This is a genomic window from Rhizobacter sp. P2_H2, assembly GCF_056403375.1.
Map to the genome: position 1 here is coordinate 1 of NZ_JBFUFP010001640.1, position 789 is coordinate 789.

The 789-nt window shown below is 68.9% G+C and carries 1 protein-coding gene; it reads left to right on the plus strand.

The window, feature by feature from the left end:
• Positions 1-75 precede the first annotated feature (75 nt).
• Positions 76-789 (plus strand): ATP-binding protein (locus AC1D15_RS35290; RefSeq protein ID WP_477829749.1); only part of this gene is annotated, 714 nt, incomplete at its 3' end.

Genomic DNA, 789 nt, shown 5'->3' on the forward strand with positions numbered 1-789 from the left:
CGGGCCCTGTTGCGTTGTAGGACCGCGTACCATCCTCCGCACACCCAGCAAAGCGCATCACCGCAAAGGCGCGACGTGGAGACGACAGCCCCCGGTCCCGGCGACGAGCCCGGCCTCGCGTTCGAGGCCGGCGAACTGGCCGCGCGCAAGGCTGCGAACGCGCGCCGAGTCCACACCGTCCAGATCCCGGCGATCCGCGCCGTCGGCTTCGTGATCGTCTGCCTGATGGTCGTGCTGCAGGCGTGGCGCGAGGGCACGGTGCTCGCGCCGCTGCAGCTCGCGCTGATCGGCATCAACCTGCTGTACGCCGCGCTCGGCTGGATCGCGCTGCGCATCGGCTGGAAGCGCACCGGCCGGCTCGACCTGAGCCTGCTGCTGTTCCACGTCGACGTGCTGGTGTGGATCGCGAACCTGCACTACCTCGAGAAATCCAACCTCTTCTTCGCCTACCTGCTGCTGATGCGGGTGGCCGACCAGGTCGGCTTCGGCTTCCGGCGCGCATTCTGGTTCAACCACGTGGCGGTGGTCGCCTACCTGGTCTACGCACTGTGGCTGTGGACCTGGGAGCCGGCCGCGGTGCAGTGGCTCGAGCGGCTCGCGATCGCCGCGACGATGTACGTGCTCGGCGCCTACCTGTCGGTGACGGGCCTGGTGATCGAGCGGCTGCGCAACCGCATGAGCATCGCGGTGCGCTCGGCGCGCGAGATGGTCGACAGCCTCGAGCAGGCGAGCCGCGCCAAGTCGCAGTTCCTCGCGATGGTGAGCCACGAGATCCGCACGCCGATGAAC